This is a genomic window from Nitrospirota bacterium, assembly GCA_016214385.1.
GTDB lineage: Bacteria > Nitrospirota > Thermodesulfovibrionia > UBA6902 > JACROP01 > JACROP01.
Map to the genome: position 1 here is coordinate 1 of JACROP010000144.1, position 4,581 is coordinate 4,581.

5 protein-coding genes are annotated in these 4,581 nt (G+C 40.3%); all 5 read left to right on the forward strand.

The window, feature by feature from the left end:
• The coding region (locus HZC12_08900; GenBank protein ID MBI5026821.1) for a hypothetical protein at positions 1-325 on the forward strand (325 nt) is incomplete at its 5' end.
• Positions 326-430: 105 nt separating this feature from the next.
• On the forward strand, positions 431-1,825 hold the full coding sequence (gene cbiE, locus HZC12_08905) for a precorrin-6y C5,15-methyltransferase (decarboxylating) subunit CbiE (GenBank protein ID MBI5026822.1): 1,395 nt from the start codon (positions 431-433) through the stop codon (positions 1,823-1,825).
• Complete coding sequence (cobI, locus tag HZC12_08910) at positions 1,818-2,546, forward strand: precorrin-2 C(20)-methyltransferase (protein MBI5026823.1); 729 nt, start codon at positions 1,818-1,820, stop codon at positions 2,544-2,546. The genes cbiE and cobI overlap by 8 nt, the downstream gene beginning before the upstream one ends.
• Positions 2,543-3,298 carry a precorrin-4 C(11)-methyltransferase gene (cobM, locus tag HZC12_08915; GenBank protein MBI5026824.1) on the forward strand — a complete coding sequence of 252 codons (756 nt, stop codon included), beginning with the start codon at positions 2,543-2,545 and terminating at the stop codon, positions 3,296-3,298. Before cobI ends, cobM begins: the two co-directional genes overlap by 4 nt.
• Complete coding sequence (locus HZC12_08920; GenBank protein ID MBI5026825.1) at positions 3,282-4,418, forward strand: cobalt-precorrin 5A hydrolase; 1,137 nt, start codon at positions 3,282-3,284, stop codon at positions 4,416-4,418. Before cobM ends, HZC12_08920 begins: the two co-directional genes overlap by 17 nt.
• Positions 4,419-4,581: the final 163 nt, after the last annotated feature.

A 4,581-nucleotide genomic window follows, 5' to 3' on the forward strand; every position in this document is an offset into this window, starting at 1 on the left:
AAGGGTTGAATGGGTAAAAATGATTAATTATCTTGCTTCTCAATACACGGCGGAGGAGGTATGGAAAAGATTTCGAATCGGAAAAAGTAGCCTCGTCGGAGCAATTGGAGGCTTTGCTATAGGTCATTTACTTGGATATATTGGAACAAGAAATGATAGTGTGAATTGGAGAATAGCTGAGTACTTGCTTATAGCGTGGATTATTGCAAAAGTATGTGTAGAGGTTAAAAATGTTTTTTTACCATCCCGCAAATATAATATTGAATTGGTACTAAAAGGAGCCGAGAAATTTAGGAAAGCAAAAGAATCAAAAATAAAAAAATAAAGGGTAGTTTTATTTAAATATGCCTGCAACTACAATTAACATGTCGCAAAAGACATATGTCCAAACCCTTCAGGCTTCTTTTGCAACGGAAATGTCGAACCAATTATGAGCAGACTCTACGTCATAGGCATCGGCTATAAGCCACTTGATAAAAGGGCTCGGAATATTATTTTAAATTCCAGCGTTATTCTTGCATCCAACAGACTCCTTGAGATCTTTAAAGGGTACGAGGAATACGAGACAGGCAAAGATAAGATAAAGGTAATTAACAATGTGGATGAGACAATCAACTTCATAAAATCTCAGATCTCGTCACTCGTCACTGAGCCTGCCCTGAGCCTGTCGAAGGGTCACTCGTCACTGAATATCGTCCTTCTTGCCTCTGGAGACCCCATGTTCTTTGGAATTGGAAGAAGGGTTGTCAAAGAATTTGGGAAAGATGCGGTGGAGATACTTCCTGATCTGTCGAGCATCCAGGTGGCATTCTCAAAAATAAAAGAACCGTGGGATGATGCCCTATTAATCAGCCTTCATGGCGGCCCTGACCCTGAAAAAAGGAGAAGGCTGGAATATGAAATAAAGGATATTCCCATGCTTTTAGAGGGGCATAATAAAATTGCCATTCTTACCGATAAAGTAAATAATCCATCAGAGATTGCAAAGGAAATTTTAAAATCTCCATCACTCCATCACTCCATCACTCTGTCATTAAAAATGTATGTCTGTGAAAGACTCGGTTACCCTGATGAAAAAATAACAGAAGGCACACCTGAAGAAATTGCAGGCATGCCTTTTTCAGACCCAAATGTAGTGATAATTCAAAACATAATCCCCCCCACCCACCCCTCCCCCTCGAGGGGGGAGGGTAAGAGCCTGCCCCGTACTCGATACGGGGGAGGGGGTGAAAGCCTTGCTTCTGGGATAAGATTTGGATTAACAGAAAATGAAATCCTGCATTCAAGGGGACTCATAACAAAAGACGAAGTCAGGGCAGTAACCATTCACAAATTAAGGCTTCCTCAAAGAGGTGTATTCTGGGACATTGGTGCAGGCTCTGGCTCTATATCCATCGAAGCAGCAAGAATATCTCCTCAACTAAAGATATTTTCTGTAGAGAAAGATGAGGAGCAAATTAAGATGCTGAAGGAAAACATTAAAAGTCTAATCCCGAAGCTTCGGGACAACATAGACGTCATTGAAGGTGAGGCGGCTGCAGTTATCCCGGGACTTCCAGGTCCAGACAGAGTTTTTATAGGAGGAAGCGGCGGAAAACTCCACAGCATTATTAAGGCAACGTTAGAGGCAGGATGCTCGCGCATTGTAATAAACGCTGTCACATTCGATACCCTTACAAAGGCTCAAAGCTTTTTGAAAAAAGAAAACATGAAGGTAGAGATAACAGAAGTTAATATCTCAAAAGGCAAAGGGCTAAAAGATAAGGAGTATCTTTCAGCATCAAACCCGATATTCATAATAGTAGGAGAGAAGGCGAATGGATAATTTAGGAAAAGTCTATGTTATTGGCATAGGTCCTGGTGATCCCGAGCTTATGACAGTGAAGGCTGTAAAGATCCTTGAGAAAGTACCTGTGCTTTGTTTTCCAAAAGGCAAAGATGAAGGAAGCAGCATTGCCATGTCCATTGTTGCGGGGGCGATTTCCCTCGATGGAAAAGAAATTATAGAGATACATTTCCCGATGAAAAAAATACCTGCTAAAGACGCCGCATCATGTGATGTGTCATCAAAATGGGAGGAGACAGTAGAAATAATCTTAAGCCATGTCCTGAAAGGTAAAGACATCGCATTCCCAACTCTCGGAGATCCTGTTTTCTACAGTACATTTTTTTATATTCATGACAGACTTTTAAGCCTATTGCCTTCACTTCAGGTAACCATTGTCCCTGGAGTTTCTTCAATGAGCGCATCTTCAGCATCAACAGGGATGCCTTTATGCCTTGGGAGTGAACGGATAGCACTTCTGCCTGCCACTTATGAAGAAGAGAGGCTAAAAGAAACCATCCTCAGTTTTGATACGGTCGTCTTAATGAAGGTTAATAAAGTATTTGACAGAATTCTTGGCCTCCTCGAGGAACTCGGGCTTGTAGATTCTTCTGTAGCTGTAGAAATGGCAAGCACAGATAAGGAGAGGGTTATAAAAGATCTGCGATCAATTAAAGGTGAGAATCTACATTACTTTACAACAGTGATAATAAAAAAATGAGCAAGGTCTATTTCATAGGTGCTGGTCCTGGAGACCCCGAGTTGATAACAATCAAGGGTAGAAAACTACTCGATAAGGCTGACGTTGTGATCTATGCAGGAAGCCTTGTTAATTCTGAACTTTTAAAAGACATAAAGGCAAAGATATTTGATTCTTCAAAGATGACTCTCGATGAAATCATTGATGTCATTAAAGCATCCATCAACAATGACAAGACAGTGGCAAGACTGCATACCGGAGACACATCCTTTTACAGTGCCATATCAGAGCAGATAGAAAGACTTCGTGAATTGAACATAGAATATGACGTTATTCCCGGAGTATCATCTGCAATGGCTGGTGCTGCAGTACTCGGGCAGGAGCTTACCATCCCTGAGATAAGCCAGACAGTCATATTTACCCGCATTGAAGGAAGAACGCCTGTGCCAGATACAGAAAGACTTAGCGAGATGGCAAAGCACAGGGCAACAATGGTTATCTTTTTGAGTGTTGGAATGATTGAAAAGGTAAGAGATGAACTACTAAAAGGATATTCTGAGGATACACCTGTTGTGGTTATTGAAAATGTATCATGGCCCAGGCAGAGGATTATAAGAGGCACATTGAAGAATATAGCTGAACTGGTTAAAGCTGCTGATATTAAAAAGACCGCACTGATATACGTTGGAGAGTCATTGAAGGCATCTGATATGGGTTTGAAAAAAGAATCAAGACTTTACAATAAGGATTTTAAACATGGATTCAGGAAGTAAAACAGCGATATTTTACATCACCAACAATGGCCTTAACCTTGCTCAAAGGCTCAGGGGACTTTATCCTGAAGCTCAGATTGTAAAATTTAAATCAGAAACAGTTTCCAACATCTGGAATGTATGCAACAATTTCGTCTTTATTATGGCAACAGGCATAGTAGTAAGGACTATTGCGCATTTAATAAAAGACAAAAAAACAGACCCTGCCGTTGTTGTAATGGACGAAAAGGGAGAATTCGCAATCAGCCTTTTAAGCGGCCACTTAGGGGGAGCTAATGAAATTGCAAACGAAATTGCCAAATTTCTTGGAGGCGAACCGGTCATAACTGCTGCATCCGATGTAAATAGCATGACTTCTATAGATTTATGGGCAAGGGAGAATAATCTCATCATTGAAGATTGGGAACTGGTTCCACAAATAGGCACACTGCTTCTCAATAATGACGCATTGAGAGTATATATTGAAGAGAAGACAGAAGACAGAACACAGAACATAGATATAAAACTGCCTGAAGAATTTCTTAAGGTCAGCGACCCTCAGTTTGCTGATGTGCTAATCACAAATAAAAAGGAAATAGGTTTAAATGTCATTCCCGCGCAAGCGGGAATCTATCAGCTTTATCTCCGCCCCAAAAATCTTGTTGTAGGAATCGGATGCAACAGCGGAACATCAGCGAATGAAATAGAGGATTCTGTTAAAAATACATTAGAGAAAAATAATTTATCATTTTTATCAATTCACTCCATTGCAACCATTGATAAAAAGGGCAATGAACCAGGATTAATAGCGTTTGCTAAAAAATACAGTTTTGAGATTAATACATTCACGCCGGATCAACTTAATACTGTAAAGGGAATACTAAAATCAGAGGCTGCATTTAAGGCAACAGGGGTAAATGCAGTGGCAGAACCAGCAGCACTCCTCGCTTCAAGGACTGATAAACTAATTATTCCAAAACAAAAAACAGGAAATGTAACAGTGGCAGTGGCTGTTAAAAAAAGTTACAAGTTAACGAATAAAAAACTAAGAAACTCTAAATTAGACTCGTCACTCGTCACTCGTCACTCGTCACTTGAAGGCAAACTCTATATCGTAGGCACTGGTCCAGGAGGTATTTAATACATTACGCCCTATGCCCAGGATGCCATAAGAAAATCCGATGTGATAGTCGGATACAGTACCTATCTTAATTTGATAAAGGAAATAATTAAAGACAAAGAGATCATCTGTACCGGGATGACACAGGAAGTTGATAGATGCCAAAAGGCAGTTGAGCTTGCAA